The organism is Kordiimonas sp., from assembly GCF_048260245.1.
GTDB lineage: Bacteria > Pseudomonadota > Alphaproteobacteria > Sphingomonadales > Kordiimonadaceae > Kordiimonas.
Genome location: NZ_JBLXGZ010000025.1, coordinates 24447 through 43972 on the forward strand (window position 1 = coordinate 24447; position 19526 = coordinate 43972).

The following is a 19526-nucleotide window of genomic DNA, read 5'->3' on the forward strand; positions in this document are numbered from 1 at the left end:
TCAAGAAACTACAGTCTCTTGTCTTTACAAAGCCTTGCCAAGCTCGAAAAAAATTAGGCCGAATCGTTTTGCTGCATTCACAGCGATACCCTACAAAAAAACCGCCGCCCGAAGGCGGCGTCAGTTGCTCTTGAGGGGGATGACCATGCCCCTTATCCGGGGCTTGCGCGATTTTAGAAAATCACGTCCATGCCATAGAGATCATCCCAGGTTATTCCGGTCAGGAATATGCTATCACTCGCTGTTGTCTCAATCATTAGACCGTGGGTTCCGCCCACGTTGGTTTCGTAGGAATAATAGGTGAGGTCTTCAAAGTCCTCCATGTCGCCAAATCCATCGAGCACAAGCGTGTCAAACAGAACATCAAAATCTTCGATGATGTCGTCGCCGTGGCCTTCCTCAAAAATGAAATAATCGAAGCCTGAGCCGCCATAGAGAATGTCGTCACCGGCGCCCCCCGTGATATCGTCATCACCATGGCCGCCAAAGATGATGTCATGGCCGTATTGATCGTTACCATCACCCCAAAGGGTGTCGTTGCCCGAACCACCATAGAGGACATCATCGCCCGAGCCGCCTACGGCAATATCGGCGCCGCTGCCCGCGTAGAGGGTGTCGTACCCACCATCGCCATAGAGAATATCAAACCCGTCGCCACCACCCATACGGTCGTCGCCAGAGCCGCCATACAAGTCGTCATAGCCCGCGCCGCCCCACAGGGTGTCATAGCCGGCACCACCATCGATGATGTCATCACCGTGGCCGCCATAAAGCACATCATCTCCGCGCTTACCGTAAAGGTCATCGTGGCCCCAGCCACCACCAATGGTATCAGCCACATTCCCGCCCACGACAAGGTCATCGCCACTGCCGGCCCAGATAACATTTTCAGACAGGTGCGGCCCGATCACCGAATATACCGAAACATCGGCAGACACCTCTTCGCCCAAGTCAAACCGGCCATTATCGTCAACGAGGCTATCGTCCCAACCGCCGCCGACGATGGTGTCATCGCCCGCACCGCCGATCAGAAGGTCAGCCCCTTCATGATGCGACCAGTCCGGCACTACGGCTGCGAAGAAGTTATCATCACCATACCAGTCGATGTCATAATAATATCCATCATCCATGCCACCACCGACGATGAAGTCGTCGCCGCCGGATCCCATCAATGTATCATCACCACCGCCACCGAGCAGAAAGTCGTCACTTGCCAGCGAACTGAAATAGCTATGTTCGCCCGATCCGTTAAACACAACTCTTCCGTCCACAATGTTATAGAAAGCCATTCTTCGATCCTCCTGACGGTTTTCTCTGTCAATCCGCTTCAATCCGGGTATGAAAGAGTTATCGCCGCCCGTGGCTGAACCGAAAATGAACGCCCGCGTCAGAAATACGCCGTAAAAACAGGGTTTGAATCAAAAAAAAGCCCCCACAGCAACTGCGAGGGCTTGTGCGTATAAATGCGAGGGCTTGTGCGTATAAAAAAGCCGCGTTTAAAGACGCCTGATTTTCAACGCCGCCGCATCTTTGCACGATCTTCGTCTGTGCCGATAAACTCCTCGACATCCAGAATGCGCCGAAGTTCATCAACCATGCGTTCAAGCTTGATTCGCTCATCCAGTCCCCGGCACCCCGTATACCAATGCAGTGTCCCGTTCACATCTGCGCTTTTTACGACCAACTCAATGGTCGGGTGGTCGGTAGCTGCCATTTTACAGGTTGACCGGTCGTACACGCCCGCGAGTTTCTCAAAATCATGCGCCTTGAGTGTTTCAAGCGCGTCAAGGAACAGCCCGACGCTACGGCTGCTCAAACGCTGCCCGCTGACCTGGGAAAAACGGTTGCCGTGAAAGACCACCTGCCCATCACCCTTCAGGGTGAAATCGTAGACAGGACAGGTACCAAAACATGGCCCCTCGCTGATTTTCACATAATCCATCGGGCTTGGGTCCCGCGTCGGTGTTTCACTGGCATCACCATCCACCCCAGCGCCACCGCCACAGGCCGCGACAACAAAAAGCAGACATAATGCAAAAGATGAAAACAGGCGGCGCTGTCGTTTCATGGAATCTCCTATGGTGAACCGGCGTGCATTGTGCGGCAAGACACCAAGCATATCTACCGTTTTTGCGCCCCCCACCTAAAGCTTAAAAAAAGGGAGGCAGCGAACTGCCTCCCGTATTGATAACAGGATCGATGACACGTCATGCCACCGAGAGACCCAATCCATTAGAACTGGGCGCGGAAACCGACGTAGAAGGACCGACCGACCACATCATAGTGGATCGGGTTGGTCGCTGCGGTTGAGATGAAGTCCAGCGGTATAACCGGCGGGTCATTGTCCAGCACATTGTTGACACCACCATAGACCTCAACGGTGTCGGTAAGCTGGTAACGTCCGGACAGGTCAAGATACATCTCTGCTCCGATGTTATTGCTCTCGTCGGAAAGCTCTTCCGGTCCCCAAAGCACATTATATTTGCCGGAGCCCACATAACGCACATTGGCATAAAGACCGAAACTGCTGGTCTGATACGACACATTGCCGCGCATTTTCAGCTTTGGCAGACCATAGAGATTGTGCGTACCGACATCTCCCGCATAGTTGACCTCTGTCACACCATCAGGTGCGATGTCCTTTGCATAGACATAGCTGCCAAGCAGTTTGAAGCCAAGGTCGGCGCCGTTATCAAGGCCAATATTGTATTGTGCCTCAAAATCGACGCCGCGCACACGGTACGTACCAAGGTTCAGGAGCTTGTTGGTGATGGACCGTATGCTGTTACCGGCACCAAACTGCACGAGATCACAGAACTCGGCACCGCCTGTGTAACATTCTTCCACAATGCTCTGGCTTGAAACCGACTGAATGGCATCACTGATATCAATATCATACCAGTCTACAGAAAGCCGGAGACCGTCCGCCCAATTGGGGGAATAGACAAGGCCAAGCGTCTTGGTCAGGGCGCGTTCTTCCTGCAACTCAGCATTGCCGGTGTTCAGGATCTGCGACAGGTCGACGTTGCCTGTAAAGGGGTTCTCAATGTTTTCGAACAACAGCAGGGTTTTGAGGAACACTTCACCAATTGCGGGCGCCCGGATATCGCGGGAGATAGTTGCGCGCAGACGCAATTCATCAAGCGGATCATAGGTTAATCCTGCCTTCCATGTCAGCACGGTACCACTGGTGCTGTAATCAGTATAGCGCAACGCCCCGTTGAAGCTCAGCGCCTGACCCACCTCGGCCGCATCCAGCAGCGGCACAAGAACCTCGCCAAAAGCTTCTTTCACGTTGTAGCTGCCCTCAAGTGGCTGCGCGTTGGTAATCAGGAACTGGGCCTGTTCTGATACCTCGTCTACCTCACGCTTGAGCGATTCTTTCCTGTATTCCACGCCAAAAGCGGTAGAAATCGGGCCTGCCCAGCCTTCAAATAAATCGCCTGAGATACTGGCCGCAACAACCTGCTGTTTGAGCGCGGTTTGCGACATACCCGTACCAGTAACATAGTCGGCCGCGGCCTGGCTTGGCGAGCCCGCGCCAAACAGATTGATCGGCACACAGGAAGTATCCACGCCACTTAGCGCCGCCGCACAGACGACCTCACCGGTTGCCGGATCAACCACAGCGTTGGACGCCATGCTCAACTTGCTGGAAATGAGGTTATTGGTCTGGTTGTTCGAGAAGTCGCTGCGGCCATATTGGTAGTAGACATCCCATGACCAGTCACTGGCGAGGGTGCCGTTTAACCCACCGACAAAACGGTAGTTATTGGTCTGGCTAACCGAGGTGATCGGGCCAAATTCATGACCAATGCGGTACAGGCTGAAAGAATCTGTGCCGGTGGCGTCCATGGTCGCCTGCACGCTGTCAGGGATATAAGGGTTGCCGGAATATATCGTCTCTCCAAAAATGAAGCTCTCAACCAGCGCGCCTTCGGAATTGGACTGCCCCGCGTTACCTTCAAAATAGAAGCTGATGTCATCATTCAGCTTATAATCAAAAGCAGCCATGATGTTCTTGCGTTCCACCGGAATAGCAATTGCTGTAGCGTCGCTCAGGTAAGCACCGCTACCTCCGACCATGAACAGACCACCGATTGTACCCAGCTCGCGGTTGACCGCAGTGCCGTCCGGCAGGAATTCAAGGTTACCAAGTGGCCCACCCGGCAAGGTTACGCCATTGTTGTTTGCTAAAAACAGGCTGACATCGTCGGCAATAATATGCGCCGGGTTGCCATCCCCCGCACCCGTGTTTGCGGGGTTAGGAAGAATGCCCGGATGCCGGGCTGCCCAGTCCCGCCCGCGCGAATCAGGTATACCCTTGCTGTCGTTATAATCAGCTGCAATCAGGATATGGCCGCGATCATCGGCAACCTTGCTGCCAAAAGCCATGGACAGGCGGTAATTCTCATTATCGCCTTCATCGGAAACGCCATATTGCGCTTCGACCTTCATGCCCTCGAGGGTCTTGTCGTAGATCACGTTGATGACACCGGACACCGCGTCCGACCCCCAGGCTGCGGAAGCGCCACCTGTCACCACCTCAACCCGTTCAACCGCCAGGGTGGGTATGACATTCATGTCTACCACACCAAATTCATCGGTCGGCACATGCCGACGGCCATTGACCAGAACAAGGTTACGGTTGCCGCCAAGGCCACGTAGATCAACCACATTGGTACCGCTGCCGCGGGAATTGAGCACCGTTGCCGTTGGTGTTATCGTGCCTGTAAAGCCCGGCAATTCGTTAACAAGGTCGGCAATATTAGTTGTGCCACGTGCTTCCATTTCGTCGCTGCCCAGCACCGTTACCGGCGTTGGCGCTTCAAAGCCTGATTTTTTAATACGCGACGAACTGACGACAATTTCTTCAAATTCGAAGGCGTCACCCTGACTTGTTTCCTGTGCGACAGCCCCGCCTGCGCCAATTAGCGCAATGCCGGATGCAGCCCCTAACAAGGCAGACTTTCCGATTATATTTTTAACCACCACTTCCTCCCAGATTCCAGATTTTCCACGGGTAGCGGAACACTTTCCCACTCAAGAATTATCCGCCTTATTTTTATTTAAGGCTGAATTATTATTATAATAAAGCAGCTAAGTAAATATTTATAACAGCCATAATTACAATCAAGTGAAAAAATAACCGCCAAAATTTTATGTTAAATCAATGGAAAGCTGGACTGGGTGTATGAGCACATGAGGGGAGCGAAAAGGCGCACTGCGACGCGGCGCAATGCCGCTGGGGATCCTGTGCAGATGCAGAAGGTCAGAACACTTGAAGTCACGCAGCAATAGCCACACCCTGCGGACCAGCCTGTGTATAGGACGGGCTAGCGCAACAATCCGTATGAAATTAATGAAGACATGCAATATGTTTAATGGGTATCTGCCCGCATTACCTGGTGCGTAACGTAAGTTTAAGCAACACGCAAATTGCCTTCACCCGGCAGGCCGAGACCTACGTCGACAAAATAAGCGAAATACATTTCACCACCGATAACAGGGCTAGTGTCCCCCAGCAGGCCATACATGTCACGTTTGTCGGCAAAGTCAGTGACCGAAACCAATTGCCGCCCATGGTTTGACGTAACTGGCAGATAAAGCGTTTCATGGGTGAGCCTATTGCCCGAAGCCTTGAGAAGCGCGCGGCCCAAATGGATACCACATGGTAACGACAGCGCCGTCAGCGCCTTTTCATCCGCGAGGTCAACATCCGGCCTCAGCGCCAGTGAGCCACTTTGGGCGCCAACGACGTTGCGCCCCCAAATATGGTCAATTGCTGTGCCTGACTGCACAACAGTCAGTGTATCACCTTCGCCTTGCTGAAGAACAAGAAAGCAAGATGCAAGCGAACCCAGGCGCGGCAAGGTAAAATCACGACGGTCCGGCAACCCTTCGGGTGAGTTAATTTCGCTCCAGATCGCGGCCAGCCGCGATGCTCCTCCCCCGAGGTGTTTTTGCAACTTCAATAGGTAACTCCATACGTCTACAAATCGACACACACACGTAGAAGCCCCTTACCGGGGCATAAGCCCAAAATTTTGCCTGATGCGATTCGGTGCGCATGATAATTTTCTGGACCACTTAGTCCAGTATTCTTTAAAACTTTAATTACATTTTTTATGTGGTTAACGTTTGAAATACGCCTGCTATTATAAAGGTAATAATTCTGCTCAATCGTATACTCTAACCATACCCAAAAAAATATCGCACGCGACATTCTGACACTTTGACTGATACACTGACTATGGAAAAAAGGTGCGCTGCCTGAGCGGCGGTATCGGCGCAATCTCGATACACGCCCTCTTCGGAAACATTACGACAAGGACCAAGGCTTCCATGACTTCCGCGAAAGACAAACAGGGACAGACATCCCCGCGCAATCACATTCTTGTAGTAGAAGACAACCCCGTAATGGGCAGCATTATTGGGAAGCTTCTGACGCGTTTTGACCTGACCTACCATATCGCCCAAAACGGTCAGGAAGCGATAGATTCAGCGCGCAAGGCCTCATACGACCTTATCTTGATGGATATCATGATGCCGAAGATGGGCGGGGTAACGGCAACACGTGCAATACGCAAAGTGTCCGAACATTACACCACAACACCCATTATTGCAGTTACAGCGCGTGTCTCTGACCGCGCGATTGAGGAATACCTGCAAGAAGGCATGTCAGGTGTCATCAAGAAGCCCATCAACCGGGTCAACCTGGCAACAGTTCTGTCTGAGCATCTGGGTCTTGAAGAAGAGACAAACGGTGTCACCAACGAAGACCATACAGACATATACGACGAAGATGATCTGGACGCACTCAACTGGGAAACCTTTAATGAATATCGGGCGCTGCTAGGGGATAAATTTGGCTATATCCTCAAGGATTACCTGACCGCAGGGCCGGATATGCTGGCAGAGATAAGCGGCGCGGTAATCGACGATAACGCCGCGCAGATCCAGTTTCTATGTCACAAGCTGAAGTCAACCGCGCAAATATTTGGCGCCGACAGTGTGGCCGATCTCGCTGCCAAGCTGGAAATCATGGGTAAACGACAGGAAACCGAGCATGCTTCCGCGATATTCAACGAACTTCATATCGCCTACGAGCGTACCCAACGGGTACTCAGGCGCAAATATATATTGATGCAGAATATGGGTTAAGGCCTCCCCTTCTGGGCCTCATTGCTAAGTCCTTGAACTATAAATTATAAATTAACCATCAAAGATAATGTTTTCTTTACTCCCGGGAGACTACTGTCGGGGCATAAGAGAATACTATCCCCAATTAAACTTGGGTGGGGTACCCCCATAACACCGGTGATTGGCTAACTGGTCCTGATGGCCACCCCCACCCTGCATTTTCGCACCTTCGCCTTTGGGTGATCATATCTCAGCGCGCGCCGAGGAGCTTGGCGTTATGCCTCATCAATCCACTTTCCAATGGTCACGGCTAACGCCCTTCAGCTTCTCTACCGTACGCAGGCCGCCAAGCCCCAGCATGGACAACAGCACGGTCATCAGGGTTTCGGTACCGCCAAAAACAGGGGGCGCAGGCATATCTGGGAAGAAGGCAAGACGTAACCAGTTAAAGAGATCAACGCCGCAAAAATGCCATGCCAGCGCAACGCCGCATGTCCACCCCACAAAGGGACGCCACCCGGCGACAAACACGCTGGGGTGGCTGGCCTCTGCCTTGTTTATCTCCATCTGCGCAAGGCCTGCACGCAGCACCTCAAGTTCCAGCTCATGTTCAAAGCGCTGACGTTCATTCTTGTCAGGGATGAGACGCTCAAGCGGTGTCTTCACGATACCCAAAAGGGTGTCGAGGATAGGAATGCCCATGACAATGTCTCCGGCTAAATTCGGGAAAGGCGGGCCCTCAGCCCCAGGTCGCAGGGCAAGGTTTTGGCCCGTAATTGATAAAGTCATCCAGATACTTCTCCGGCGTCGCGTTGCCGTAGGAAGTATTCCAATTGCGCTTGGCATAGGCTGCCAGCGCCATATCGTCCGCGACATCCGGCAGTGCCTCCGGCATGCGGGCATAAAGTAACCGCGCCGCTGCACAGGCGTAGTGGTCATCTTGCTCAAGCGCTTGCGTTCGGCTCATGCCGTCCGGCAGGTAAGCGTCCAGCATGGCCTGCCTACCCCGGCGAAAACTCAAGTAATTTACATACAGGTCCTCAAGCGTCGCCGGTTCAATCTGGAAATAGGAGAGCGCGGGACCGCCCACCTGCACACGGTAACGAAAGCCCATACTTTCGTGCGCGGCTGTCATCATCAACAGCTTTTCCGCAGCCGGGCTATCCATGCCCAAGTCTGCAAGCACAGGAATGATCACCCGTGCGAGGAACGTATTTGCATCTGTCTGCGGCTCTGGTAGTGGCATGATAGTGTCCTTTCAGGAGGGCTAGTATGTAAAAGAGAACCAGCGAATTTTCAGCGGCCGCTTTTACCGCAAGCTGGCCGTTTTTTCGGGTGCAGGCCCGTTGACCCAGCCGATGATCCAGCCCAGCATGAAGATGACCGGAACGCCTACGAAAGCTAACGGCGAGAACATCATCGGAAAGGCGGAAATGCAAGCGACCCCCGCACTACGCCAGAAGCCGTCCACACCCTTACGGTTGACGTACACAAGGAACGGCATGCTGGTCATGGCATGGTACAAAATGACCCACGGCCCGAGGTAAAAAAACATTGCGAGAATGCCGACAATCGCGCCCAGTACATAGTCGATCACGGCAGCAGCATCCGCCGCATCGGCAATTGGCCTGACCCTCAACGGCATCAGCAGGAATGCAAAAGCGACCGATCCGAACGCAAGGCTTATCAGATACCGCCAGATACGCATTCTACCCTCCCCTCACCGCATGGCCGCAAGACCCGCTACAATGCTGCGGTCAACACCGCCCCAAATCTGTTCCGCGTGGGACTCATTCAAACACGCGAGGAAACCGAACGGGTCGCCGTAAGTCGCTGTCCCTTCGCCATAGGTGCCGATATAAAGAAAGCCCTTGTGGCGCACAATTTTCCTGAGCACGGCCCCCGGGTGCAGCAAATGCTCTCCCTCAACGGTATAATTGACCAACGCATGGTCATTAGGCAACAACTTATGCGATACGACACCAACCGTCAGCTCAGACGTTTTGTCCTCGCTGGCGGTTTCATAGCCGTCCAGCATCGGTGCCGGGAACCGCTTTAGAAGAGCGTAAGCATTACCGATGGAGCATTTCCCCTTCGGGGTCTCGCGGCACAGCGGCGTAGCGTGGCAATATTTGTGAAAGTCAGGGTCGGCATGATCATATTCAAAATGCCGGTGCGCAAGCGACCTGAGCTCATTGGCGATCGCCGGGATGGAGCAGGCCCCGGTGAAGGGTTGGGCAGGCTGCGCCGATTTCGTATGTAGAAAGACCCGCGTACTCCGTAGTTGAGGCAGCCAAAGCGACGGGCCAAGCGCCTTCTTCAGTCTTGTATACATGCGTTTACAAGACATCTGCTTATCCAGGCCAATTTCCGGGCTGTTCCGTGCCAACTCGAGAGCGAGTTCAAACCCATAGCGGCTTGTAACCTTAACGGCCGACATCCTTGCCAGCATTTGCTCCTGCTCGGCCAGCGCGGTGATCATTTTCTTCAACGCTTCAGCTTCCGCCTTTGGCAACTGGGCGCGCTCATCGACCATGCGGCATACTTGCGCTGCGTCGCGGCGCAGGCGGTATTTTTCCGCAAAACTCAGTGTTCTTTCGGGCATATCCTGCATTTTATGCCGCAAGCCCCGCTAGCGCATCCATCAGCCCTGCGGCCTCTTGCCGGATACCGTCGCGGGTTACCGCGTGCATCACCTGCCTGCGGTTCTCATCCATCCGGCGGTGGCTGATATGCAGCCATGTTTGCACCTCGCCTGACATTAGCATGCGGCGCTCATGCACCAGCCGGTCAAACGGCAGGTCGTCCATGGCGCTGATGGTCAGCGCCGCATCGCAGGGCTTCACCCCAGCAAGCAAAATATCCGCCGCCTCCCCGCGCATATGCGGGCTGTCACGTTCACCGCCCAAAAGCCTGTTCAGTGTTTCCGTGCGGTAGCCGGAAAGCACAGTAACGCGGCGGCCGAAGCGTTCCCCGATCGGCACCAGAACCCGCGTGCTCAGTGCCTTGAGGTTCGCGACCACACTCACATCGCGCGGCAGGTTATAAAGGCCAAAACGCGCTGCCACCCGGCTATCGGTAAAATCCTTTAGCGTAAAGGGGCCGCCCATCGTCATGCGGGCGTGAATACCGGTCGTCATGATATCCACCCCAGCTTGTCAGCGATCAGGAACAACAGAAGCGCACCGAGCTTCATCAGGGCCAGCAACAAAAGCCGGATGGCAAGGCCCCAGCGGCGGCCACATTCCTCTTCGTGTCGCTCGATACGGTCAAGCGCCAGCGTGGCCCGCACCAGTGCCGCATTTGCGGTGTCTGAGCCATCGACCAGTGGTTTGGCGCCAGTGAAATACTCCCGCTTGAAACCAGCTTCCGTCATGGCGCCCAGCCAAACCGGGCGGTGATATAAAGCCCAAACAAAAGGGAAGCCATAACGGATATGAAACGTTTTTTCTCAAGCGCGTGCCAGCGCCAGAAAAGAAAGGCACCGAGGGGAGGAAGCGCAAATATATCGCCCCAGTCTGTCGCCGCACGTTCAGCAGCCATGCCCAAAAACAGGCCAAACAGAAAGGCGCACCAGACAAACATCAACAGCGTAAGCGTAAGCGCGAGCAGGCCACCCCCGCCGGAAAGCGCAAAAAAACTGAGCGGCAGCAGCACCACAAGCTGTAGGCCAAGCACCAGCGCACCGCGTTTGAGCGCGGGGCGGGTATAGAAAAACCGCGCAACCGCACCCTTCAGTTCGGCGCGCGGCAAGGCCACCCACGCAGCATCAAACAGCCGCGCGAAAGCCCCCGCCACCAGTTGGTGGAGGATGATAAAGATTTTCATTTCAAGGTCCTGAAAGGTGTGAAAGTTAAGGGGTGGGCCAGACAAGCGCACTGAAAACAGCCTCGATCGCTTCCGCACTGCTGGCCATATCAATCTGTCGTTTAGCAGTAAGGCGCACAGCTTCAAGTGCAGCCAGCGCCGTCCTGCATTCATCCGCCCGTGTCAGGACGGTAGCAGCGACCTCAGCAAGCGTGCCGCCGGTGATGCCTATCTCTGCGGCAAGAAGCGGATAGTCAGGCGATGTATCAGCAAGATATGCCCGCGCCTCCGCTTCCTTGGCCAGATACACCATTTGCTGGCCAGCTGCGTTTGTCAGCACGGCGGCGCGCAATGCTGACGCTTGGGCGTCAACCTTTGCTTTCGCCGCTGATTTCAACGGACCGAGCGGCGGCGGCACAAAGCCCTGTGTCGCCACATCCCATACACATGCGTCAGGCCAATCTTCGGGTACACTCGTGATCGTGCACCCATCAATGTCTGTGCCGTCAAGGTCATCGACCACTTCCCGAAGTTCGCCGGTTTCGGTGTTTATGATGCCGATCATCCGTCTCTCCTATCCCAACCGCACAGAAAAGCTGCCAGGGTTGCCCTGAAGGCCCGCCCCGGTGCCGGTATGGCGTTGCAAAAGCCGATATTCCCACACCCCTGCGGTAGCCGGCGCGGCATAGCCATAGTTTGCTGTCATGAACGCGGGTTCGCCGCTGTCGGCAAAGACAGGGTCGGCAGTCAGGACAGTTTGCCAGGTACCGCCTGCGGGCCGGCGCTGAAACCGCATATATTGCGTATCACCGGACCCGCTCGCGCGGAAATTGACCCGCGCCGCCATATGTACGGTACCGCCGCCCGGCAGCGCCAAAGTCAACACGCCGGGTAACGCATGCTGCGTGTAACTGCTGGCACCAGATGGGTAGACCTGTGCCTCAGCATAGGTCGCCGATGTCCCATCCTTGGATTTTGACAGGCTGATGCGCACTGTCACTGGCACACCGGCGTATGTTGCGGTCACATCCACATAGGCGCTGTCTGCCCCTATGCCAGTGATGGTCACAAGGCCCGAGCCATTGACCGATGCACTGCAATTGCTGGTAACCCGGCTATAGCTCGCGCTTGAGGCCACATTGCTGGTGCCCGCAAACAGCGCAATCTGCGACGTTTTGTTGAATTCACCCGCCTTGGGGGTGCCGTCAGGCGAACAAGCCACCGTGTGTGAAGTTGGTGACGCGTTGATCGTCAAGCCATTGCTGCCGTCCTCGCCCCGCCACTGCGACCATGTGTATTGGGATTTATTGTTGCTTTCGCTTGCTGTTGTCTTGTTGGTGGCAATGCCGATATATCGGGTGCCAGATTGCGGTGCGTCCGTCAGGCCGCTGCCGTCGGCATTGGCACTGTATTTGATCCAGGTATAGGTGGTTTGCCCGTCAGAACCGGGCGCGCCCGGCACACCTGTATTCCCCTGTGGTCCCTGCACCAGCGACCATGCATAGTCAGACGCGACGTTGCTTTCATACGGGGTGAATTTATTATAGCCAAACCCGATATAGGCCTTTCCTGTCGGGTCATTGCTGATGCCGCTGCCAGAGGCATTGTCAGCATACCGTATCCATGTGTAGGTGGCTTGCCCGTCCGCACCCGGTGCACCCGGCACCCCTTGCGGCCCCCGGCCTGCCAGCAACGTCCACAATGCTGTGTCTGTCGGCTCCACACCCGTGGCGGCACTGAAGCTGGTGAAAACATAACTGCTGCCTTCATATACCACCACGTCACCGCGTACATAGGTGGCACTGTCGTCATAAACACCACGAAACACATTACGGGTGGCACCGTCCTCGATCTCATTCAGCTTTGAAGGTGTGGCGGGCAGTTCAATCGTCTGTTCTGCCTCAAGGCTTTCCTGCCCGCGCTGGGTCCAGTAGGTCAGCCGCACGTCATAAAACGCACCGTCCACGAGCCCGTCAATACGCGCCGTTGTTGTGTCCCGCGCCAGATAGCGTTGCCCGTCAAACGCTGTTGTGCCTGCCCTGCGCCATTTGAGCTCAAACCGCTCTACCCCTGCCGTACTCAGGGGCGCGTTCCAGCTGACATCGATGCCGCTGATCATGCTGCCGTCGGCCTTGGCCTCATGGAAACTGACAAGTTGCAAATCATCCGGCGCCGCCGGGTCGGACCACAGGTCTGGCGCGTCACCAAGAGTATTGAGCGGCTCTTGCGCCAGAGGCTCGCCGCCATAGACCGTGGGGTCATAAAGCATCAGGTCAGCCGTGACCTCAAGCATGGCAGTGATGGAGATTTTCTCGACAATGAACCAGAGGCCATTGAAGCCGCGCTCCGCATAGTCAATGCGCACCACATCACCGGGTTCAAGCACCAGCGCGCGCCGCGCCAGCTTGATACCTTCCACCCGATGTGCCACACGGCTTTTACGCACCAGAAATTCCGCATAGGCCTGCGCCTGATAATAGTCAGTGATAGTTTTCAGGCTATCGCTGGTATGCAGGTCTTCACCCTGATCCTCAGCCTTGAAAGTTGCATAGGTATCGCTGTCCAGAAGCGGCCAAGACACGGCGTCATCTTCATAGTCCTTGTTGGCATTGGCGAACTCAAGCGTGACACGGTTCAGCCGCTGGTCACGCATGCCGTGTTCCACTGTCCAGCCGCCTATGATGTCATCGGCGGTCAGGGTCATCACAGGGGCCTGGACTTCATCCTCCAACACCAGCCGATGCCTGCCGTTTGACCACGGCATCGACCAGCCAAAGCCTTCAAGAAGCGTTTGCAGGTTCTTGATCACCCCTGCCTTGGGGTCGATCACCGCATCTGCCAGCCAGCGAGCCTGCGAGGTGCCGTTTTGAAATTCCCGGTAACCGGGATAAGGGGCGCCAAAGTCCACATCAACAAATTCGCCGTACCGCGGGTCCCACACCCGCTCTGCCGGGCCGCTTGTGGTATTCACCAGCACACCCGGAATGGTCATTTCCACATCGCACTGATCAGCCGCCAGGCTGAAGCTATCGAGGTCAATGTCATCCTGCCCGGCGTTAAAACCGTATGGCGACATCAGGTAATTTAGCACCACCAACGCCCGGTTGTTGGAATAGGCCCATGTGGAACGGTCCGTGAAAGACTGCGCAGCCTCCCGCGGATCAAAAACCCTCAGTCCCTGCACCAAGGCTTTCACCTCGGGCTCAGCCGAGAACTGCGGTTTTTTCGATGAATTGAAAAAACGCACCCAGCTATAGGCCACGCCCAGTCCCTTGTGGGTCGAACTCCACACATCGGAGGCCGCCATCAGGGCTGACATTGCAGCCTGTGTTTCGCTACCGTATTTGCTGAGTGCGCGAAAATAGGGTTTGCCGCCGAAGCGCCTCGCCGTGGCTTCATCACCATCGATCCAGAATTTGAGGATGCCGGTAATCTCGCCCTGCCCCCACACATCGACACGGTGCAGCCAGTCGTAATCCTTGCGGACTTCCTCGTCTCCACCCGAGGACGGCAAAATGGTATGGTCATATTGGCCCAGACTGCCGGGCGGCGCGTTGTGGCGCGACACGGTTTTATAAACCTTAACTGGCGTGATGCGGCGACGGCCATATATGATAGGCAACCCGGCCACAGCCGACGCTTTGGAAACCTTGATCTCCTGCGTGGGCGTGCCGCCAAGGCCAAGCAGCCCGCCAAGGAAAGAAAACAGCCCCATTATGCCTTACCTCCCCAACCGAGGTTGGTCTTTTCAACATGGGCAAATTCAAAGAAACGGTCACCCGCATACCGGTCCTGCTGCGCACTGGTACTGGTCAGTCGTCCGGCCGTCTGGCTTGGTTTCGACCACGGGCTGGTGATTTTAAGTTCAAGCGTTGCGCTGCCGTCATCCTCGCTTTCACGCCAGCTCTGGACCGATCCCTTATAAAGCCGGATAGCGTCGCCACCGATCACCTCCCCGCCCACATCCAGAAGTGCAAGCGACACCACAACCGGCAACCCGGTCATGTTGAACTGTCGGAACGTGTTGGCAATCAGCCGGTCACTGCCAATCAGCCGAATGGTGTAGCTTTGCAGCTTGATCGCCCGTTCCCGCACGATGGCAGGCAGGCCGGCAATATGCCCTTCGGATTTATAACTCGTCGCACCAACAACAAGGTCAGCCGCATGACTGGTCCAGTGAAGTTGCTGAGCGCCCTCACCCAGATCAAGCAACCACGCATGGGCCACATGGTCAGCCGCCAGCGCCGCGCGTACATCAGCATGTATATCAAGCATCGTTACACCCTTTCGGTGACGTCAATCTCAAGACGGATAAGGCCGTTAGCGCCAAGGTTGATTTCCTGCATGTCGTTCGCCAGCGAACAGCGCATTTTCAGCCCCGTGGTGACAAGATTGCCACCGGGCACACGGGCAGGCGGTGATACCGTCAACGGATCTGTGCCAGTGATGACATGGATTTTGCTGTCGTTGTCAAACCTGGCAAAATTACCGGTCACCGCGCCTTCAAGCCCAGTCAGTTGGTCAAGCGGCACGTAAAAAATGCCACCTCGACCGCGCATTGCATGCACAAAGCCAATCAGTTCCGCCGCGTGCGCGCGTAGCATCGGCGGATAAACCAGCGTCATTTCGAAAAAATGACCGCCATATTCATTGGTCAGTATCTTGCCGCTCATTGCCTGGCTGGATTTGGTGCGCTGGTGTGGCCGCACCCTGACCGATACGGGCCGGGGTTGGCTGGGCAGGTCTGTAAAACTCATGAGAGGGCTCTCCTCAGCCGAACGGTGCTTCCATTGCATAATCAGCAAAGATTTCGCGGATCATGCTCTCAAGCGCACCGCGGTTGCCATGCACGGCATCAGGCGAAGCGCCTGCGCCGATGGTCAGGTTGATATTGGGTGAAAGGGTATTGCTGGTGTTGGTTGTTGCGGTACTGATCTGACCGGGTACGATGCCTTGCTGGCTTGCGAGAAAACGGGAAAGATCAGCGTTGAGGCGCCGGTCCACCACGCGCTCCCCTGCTTCCAGAAGATAGGTGCCGGTGGATGGGATGTTGTCGATACCGTCATGCGCTTGCCCCTTCACCGCCGCCAGTTGCGCCGCCCCGGTGACGGTTGCAAAAGCGATGGCTGGCAGGTTGGCAGGGAATGGTGCGGACGCCACCGCCTTGGCGATACCGCGCGCCGTGTCCATTACCACGCCACCAATGGCAAACGCCTTGCGGATCTTGCCCAAGGTCTTACTGCTTTTCAGTGCATTGCCCACGATCCCGGCCCACGCCTTGCTATTGGCCTTTTCGCGTGCCTCTTCTGCCTTGACCGCGTCGTCGGCTTCTTCCTTTTGGGTTTTGGCGGCATCGGTGGCTTCTGCTGGTGCTACGCCGGCTTTATCTGCTGATGCGCCAATGGCCTCATCAGAGGCATCTTCTCCCGATTTCTTCTTTTTCTCTTCCTCGTCATCTGGGAAAAGACTGGGGGCTTCGGCCTTTATGGTTGCGCCAATGTCACCCACCAGTTCGGAGAAGAAGGCTTTATAATCGGTTGCAATGCCGGGGATACCGTCCAGATAGGTGCCGCCACCCCCACCGCCACCCAGCGAAATGCCCGCAAATGATGAACCACCTGCGGCGCTGGAAAACTTGTCAGCGATGTCATCCATCGCGTTGGTCAGCTTTTCCAGCCGGTGGTTCATCTGATCCATGGAGCGGGCAAAGTTAACCGGCACGCCAACAGTGATTGGCTTTGTCGTTTGCATCACGCATACCTTTCAAGAAGTTCATTCAGCCGTGTGCGGTCCATGGCCCTGGATTTGGCCGCGGGAACGTCGGCATCGGGGTTGATGCCATGCGCGCGCTGATACCCGCGCATGGCAAACTTCAACTCCGGCAAGGTGCTTTCAAGTGTAGCCTTGGGGCTTAAGCCCAGCATGGCGCCAACCTCGATGAACTGCCCCCAGTGAATGGGGTCAGCCTTGTCCCCCGTCAGCCCGCTACTGCTTTCACTGCTGCTTTCGGGGGCTCGGGCTTTCCCGGCTCTGGCGGTGACAGTGTATTTTCAAGGCAGGCAGAGATCGCTGTCGCGCTTTCCGCAAGCCCAGCCTTCAGAAGCTTTTCCGCCGCCTTGCGCCGGGCTTCAGCGTCGCCAAAGTCACCGCCGGTCATCGCCAGAAACAAGGCAGCCATGTCCGACAAGCGGAATTCCGTCAGCCTATCCGTCAGGAAGGGCACCAGACCCATGCCAAAGTGGTCTTCAAGGTCCATCATGGTGCCGATATCAAGGCGCAGGCGCACGTTACGTGCCCCGATGCGCAAGCGGGATTCTCCCATCATGCGCCGCGACATTTATGCCCCCTCCGGCGTGAAGGCAACCACGCCTGAGCTACTGAAGGAGATGGAATAATTGACTTCTTCAGCCTCTGGCCCCATCAGGTCCAGGTTGGTGATAACAAATTTGCCTTCATAGGTGCCGTGACCCGGTACGATCACGCGGCAAAGCGGGTGTGTCGCATTCATCACGTGATTATGGACAATCTGGAAAGCGGCATCAGACAGAAACGTGCCGGATGCAGTAGAGGAAAAAGACCGCTGACCGCCACCGTCCAGGGACTCTTTGAAGCCGCCGCTATCCTTGCTGGTGATATCCACCTCGCTGTTGGTGATTTTGATGTCATTGGAGTTGAAACCACCTACCGCGACAAAATTGCTGTCATCATAGGAACCGCTGCCGTCGTGAATTTTGAGAAGCAGTTCCCTGCCAAGTTGCGCTGCCATGCTTGTTTCCTTTCAAGGCTGTGTGACGCGAAGTCGCGACAAAACCGCCAGCACCGGTCCACCGGGCTGGTTGATGTCTGTTAGAGTTTGGTTGGAACAGGCGGGCAGCTACAGGCCTCGCCTGCTGGTACGCTAGAGCGGGTCTGCCTCATATATTGGCACCCGAAAAACCAGTCGGCCGCGATAACGGCTGCCATTCTCGCTATACTGACGGGTGACCGCCGCAGCGGTGAGGGTAATTTCGCCAGCATGACAACCTGGTAGCATGGGCTGGTGACGCGCCAGAAGGCAATCCACAGCTGTCATCAGTTCCTTGCATTCAAGCTGACCACCGCCGTCGGACCATACAAAAAGCGTGAAAGTAACCGTGCCGCCGGCAATATCCTTAAGGCCGGCAGGGCTTACACTTGTCTCCCCCATCGCGAGATAGGGCATGGCGGCTCCCAGCGGCACCTCATCATAGATGCCGGAAAAGCGGGCGCTGAGTTCCTCGTCCGCTGACAGGCGTGAAAAAACCGCCTCCTGAAGGCGGTGACAATAAAGGGCTGTCATTACATGGTTCTTTCAGTAAATATTCAGGAGGCACGCACGCCATCAAAGTTGACGAGCCGCAAGGTCGTGCCGGTAAGGCTATAACTTTCAAGCCGGTAAAGACGGCCTTCCCACTCAGCAAAACGTGCCTCAAGATAGGCCGCCAAATACGGCACGGTAAAACTTGCTTTCTCAGTGTGTTCAAGCGCTTCAGCACCGCCCGCAGCAAAGCGGGCACTTTGTTTTGCTTCCGCCCATACGTCGGCGATGATTGGTCGGCTTTTCTGCAAGCGTCCACCTGCGCCTTGGATGGACTTGTCCGCCATCAGGGTAATGCGGTGCCGCCGCGCGCCGATCATAATTTCACCTGCCGGTAAGCGTTGACCATCTGCGCCGCGCCACTCGACACCAACACATCGTCCGCGCCCTCATCGCCCCGGTGGGTGTATAGGTACGCCACCAGTTGCAGCATGGCGTGCCGAATGACCTCCGGTACCGCGTTCCAGTTTTCACCAAAACCGACCCGTGCAGTAATGCGGATGCCGGACCGTGCGCGCGCGGGCGCTGGCCATCCCACGCCGCTTGTCAGGTGCAATAGGGGTATGCGCCCGGATGAAGTGCTATAATTGCTTGCGTCCCAGGTCTGCCAGCCTTCCGCCTGCCAGATCTCAATACTGGCAATACTTATGAGCGGCCTGAGGGGCAATGGCAACGACTGCGGACTGGCATGCAGCCAGTTTATCGGGCCTTCGCGCGTACCCTGCCACCAGCACTCGTGTACCGCCATGCCGAGGGCGGGGAAACCATCCAGATAAAGCGCCACATCACGCGCCACGAGAGCGGCACCGAGGTAGTTTTCCATCAGGCCCTCTGCTGTGCGCGCGAGGGTTGCAAGCCCGGCGTCGTCATCCGCACCGTCAAGCCGCAGGTGGCCGCGCACTTCGTCAAGCAGCAAGGTATCCGCTGCCGGTGGGGTAAGAGTTTCGATGTGCATGTCAGCGCTCCATCACATAAAGACTGAGACTGCGTTCGCCCGCGCGGCCAGCGTCGGTCTCAATGGTACAGGTCAGCCGGTAGCGCTTGCCCCGCGCTCCTCCCGAGACGTGAATGCCGCGTGTCGCGCCCCCGTCTACGGGAGCAGATAAGGTCGGCGCGTCATCGCCAGCGGGCTCAATACGCCAATCTGCGCTCGTGATCGTCTCGCCACCCGTCAACCAGGCGGCCCAGTCAAAACTGTAGTCCACCGTTGCCGATGGGTCTTTTGCATGCATGGCCATGG

General features: G+C 56.0%; 24 protein-coding genes. 1 reads left to right on the forward strand and 23 read right to left on the reverse strand.

Features of this window, described 5'->3' with window-relative positions; all coding sequences use genetic code 11:
- Positions 1-173 precede the first annotated feature (173 nt).
- The 4 genes from ACN0VM_RS12715 to ACN0VM_RS12730 all read right to left on the reverse strand — a co-directional run bounded on the left by ACN0VM_RS12715 (position 174) and on the right by ACN0VM_RS12730 (position 5975).
- The gene (locus ACN0VM_RS12715; protein ID WP_417451261.1) at positions 174-1289 is read right to left on the reverse strand and encodes a calcium-binding protein; all 1116 of its coding nucleotides are present in this window, start codon (positions 1287-1289) and stop codon (positions 174-176) included.
- 224 nt (positions 1290-1513) lie between these two features.
- Complete coding sequence (locus tag ACN0VM_RS12720) at positions 1514-2068, reverse strand: DUF6438 domain-containing protein (RefSeq protein WP_417451262.1); 555 nt, start codon at positions 2066-2068, stop codon at positions 1514-1516.
- Positions 2069-2232: 164 nt separating this feature from the next.
- Positions 2233-4992: a TonB-dependent receptor plug domain-containing protein gene (locus ACN0VM_RS12725; RefSeq protein WP_417451263.1), complete on the reverse strand. Its 2760-nt coding sequence runs from the start codon at positions 4990-4992 to the stop codon at positions 2233-2235.
- A gap of 431 nt (positions 4993-5423) precedes the next feature.
- The gene (locus ACN0VM_RS12730; protein WP_417451264.1) at positions 5424-5975 is read right to left on the reverse strand and encodes a hypothetical protein; all 552 of its coding nucleotides are present in this window, start codon (positions 5973-5975) and stop codon (positions 5424-5426) included.
- Between the two features lie 370 nt (positions 5976-6345).
- On the opposite strand from ACN0VM_RS12730, the gene ACN0VM_RS12735 reads away from it, so the two are divergent.
- Positions 6346-7164 carry a response regulator gene (locus tag ACN0VM_RS12735; RefSeq protein ID WP_417451265.1) on the forward strand — a complete coding sequence of 273 codons (819 nt, stop codon included), beginning with the start codon at positions 6346-6348 and terminating at the stop codon, positions 7162-7164.
- 264 nt (positions 7165-7428) lie between these two features.
- Here the strand turns inward: ACN0VM_RS12735 and ACN0VM_RS12740 are convergent, their stop codons facing one another.
- The 19 genes from ACN0VM_RS12740 to ACN0VM_RS12830 form a co-directional block, all read right to left on the reverse strand.
- Positions 7429-7845, reverse strand: a complete 417-nt coding sequence (locus tag ACN0VM_RS12740; protein WP_417451266.1) for a 3TM-type holin — start codon at positions 7843-7845, stop codon at positions 7429-7431.
- Positions 7846-7882: 37 nt separating this feature from the next.
- Positions 7883-8389, reverse strand: a complete 507-nt coding sequence (locus ACN0VM_RS12745) for a hypothetical protein (RefSeq protein ID WP_417451267.1) — start codon at positions 8387-8389, stop codon at positions 7883-7885.
- Between the two features lie 63 nt (positions 8390-8452).
- Positions 8453-8851: a hypothetical protein gene (locus ACN0VM_RS12750; protein WP_417451268.1), complete on the reverse strand. Its 399-nt coding sequence runs from the start codon at positions 8849-8851 to the stop codon at positions 8453-8455.
- A 12-nt stretch (positions 8852-8863) separates the two neighbouring features.
- The gene (locus ACN0VM_RS12755; protein WP_417451269.1) at positions 8864-9748 is read right to left on the reverse strand and encodes a hypothetical protein; all 885 of its coding nucleotides are present in this window, start codon (positions 9746-9748) and stop codon (positions 8864-8866) included.
- A 10-nt stretch (positions 9749-9758) separates the two neighbouring features.
- Entirely contained in the window at positions 9759-10283 is a 525-nt protein-coding gene (locus ACN0VM_RS12760; protein ID WP_417451270.1) for a D-Ala-D-Ala carboxypeptidase family metallohydrolase, read from the reverse strand.
- Positions 10280-10519: a hypothetical protein gene (locus ACN0VM_RS12765; RefSeq protein WP_417451271.1), complete on the reverse strand. Its 240-nt coding sequence runs from the start codon at positions 10517-10519 to the stop codon at positions 10280-10282. The genes ACN0VM_RS12760 and ACN0VM_RS12765 overlap by 4 nt, the downstream gene beginning before the upstream one ends.
- Entirely contained in the window at positions 10516-10971 is a 456-nt protein-coding gene (locus ACN0VM_RS12770) for a hypothetical protein (RefSeq protein ID WP_417451272.1), read from the reverse strand. Before ACN0VM_RS12770 ends, ACN0VM_RS12765 begins: the two co-directional genes overlap by 4 nt.
- Before the next feature lie 25 nt (positions 10972-10996).
- Positions 10997-11515, reverse strand: a complete 519-nt coding sequence (locus ACN0VM_RS12775; protein ID WP_417451273.1) for a hypothetical protein — start codon at positions 11513-11515, stop codon at positions 10997-10999.
- Positions 11516-11524: 9 nt separating this feature from the next.
- Positions 11525-14665 (reverse strand): phage tail protein, encoded by a 3141-nt coding sequence (locus tag ACN0VM_RS12780; RefSeq protein ID WP_417451274.1) that lies wholly within the window; start codon positions 14663-14665, stop codon positions 11525-11527.
- On the reverse strand, positions 14665-15225 hold the full coding sequence (locus ACN0VM_RS12785; protein ID WP_417451275.1) for a hypothetical protein: 561 nt from the start codon (positions 15223-15225) through the stop codon (positions 14665-14667). Before ACN0VM_RS12785 ends, ACN0VM_RS12780 begins: the two co-directional genes overlap by 1 nt.
- A 2-nt stretch (positions 15226-15227) precedes the next feature.
- Complete coding sequence (locus ACN0VM_RS12790) at positions 15228-15707, reverse strand: hypothetical protein (protein ID WP_417451276.1); 480 nt, start codon at positions 15705-15707, stop codon at positions 15228-15230.
- A gap of 13 nt (positions 15708-15720) precedes the next feature.
- Positions 15721-16701, reverse strand: a complete 981-nt coding sequence (locus tag ACN0VM_RS12795) for a hypothetical protein (RefSeq protein ID WP_417451277.1) — start codon at positions 16699-16701, stop codon at positions 15721-15723.
- Positions 16701-16874, reverse strand: coding sequence for a hypothetical protein (locus ACN0VM_RS12800; RefSeq protein WP_417451278.1), 174 nt, complete (start codon positions 16872-16874; stop codon positions 16701-16703). Before ACN0VM_RS12800 ends, ACN0VM_RS12795 begins: the two co-directional genes overlap by 1 nt.
- A 53-nt stretch (positions 16875-16927) precedes the next feature.
- On the reverse strand, positions 16928-17287 hold the full coding sequence (locus tag ACN0VM_RS12805) for a GTA-gp10 family protein (RefSeq protein WP_417451279.1): 360 nt from the start codon (positions 17285-17287) through the stop codon (positions 16928-16930).
- Complete coding sequence (locus ACN0VM_RS12810; protein ID WP_417451280.1) at positions 17288-17716, reverse strand: phage major tail protein, TP901-1 family; 429 nt, start codon at positions 17714-17716, stop codon at positions 17288-17290. It lies immediately after the preceding gene.
- Positions 17717-17848: 132 nt separating this feature from the next.
- Complete coding sequence (locus ACN0VM_RS12815; protein WP_417451281.1) at positions 17849-18268, reverse strand: DUF3168 domain-containing protein; 420 nt, start codon at positions 18266-18268, stop codon at positions 17849-17851.
- Positions 18269-18291: 23 nt separating this feature from the next.
- Positions 18292-18606 (reverse strand): hypothetical protein, encoded by a 315-nt coding sequence (locus tag ACN0VM_RS12820; RefSeq protein WP_417451282.1) that lies wholly within the window; start codon positions 18604-18606, stop codon positions 18292-18294.
- A complete protein-coding gene (locus ACN0VM_RS12825; protein WP_417451283.1) occupies positions 18603-19241 on the reverse strand; it encodes a head-tail connector protein in 639 nt (212 codons plus the stop codon). The genes ACN0VM_RS12820 and ACN0VM_RS12825 overlap by 4 nt, the downstream gene beginning before the upstream one ends.
- A 1-nt stretch (position 19242) precedes the next feature.
- Positions 19243-19524, reverse strand: coding sequence for a hypothetical protein (locus tag ACN0VM_RS12830; protein ID WP_417451284.1), 282 nt, complete (start codon positions 19522-19524; stop codon positions 19243-19245).
- Positions 19525-19526 lie beyond the last annotated feature (2 nt).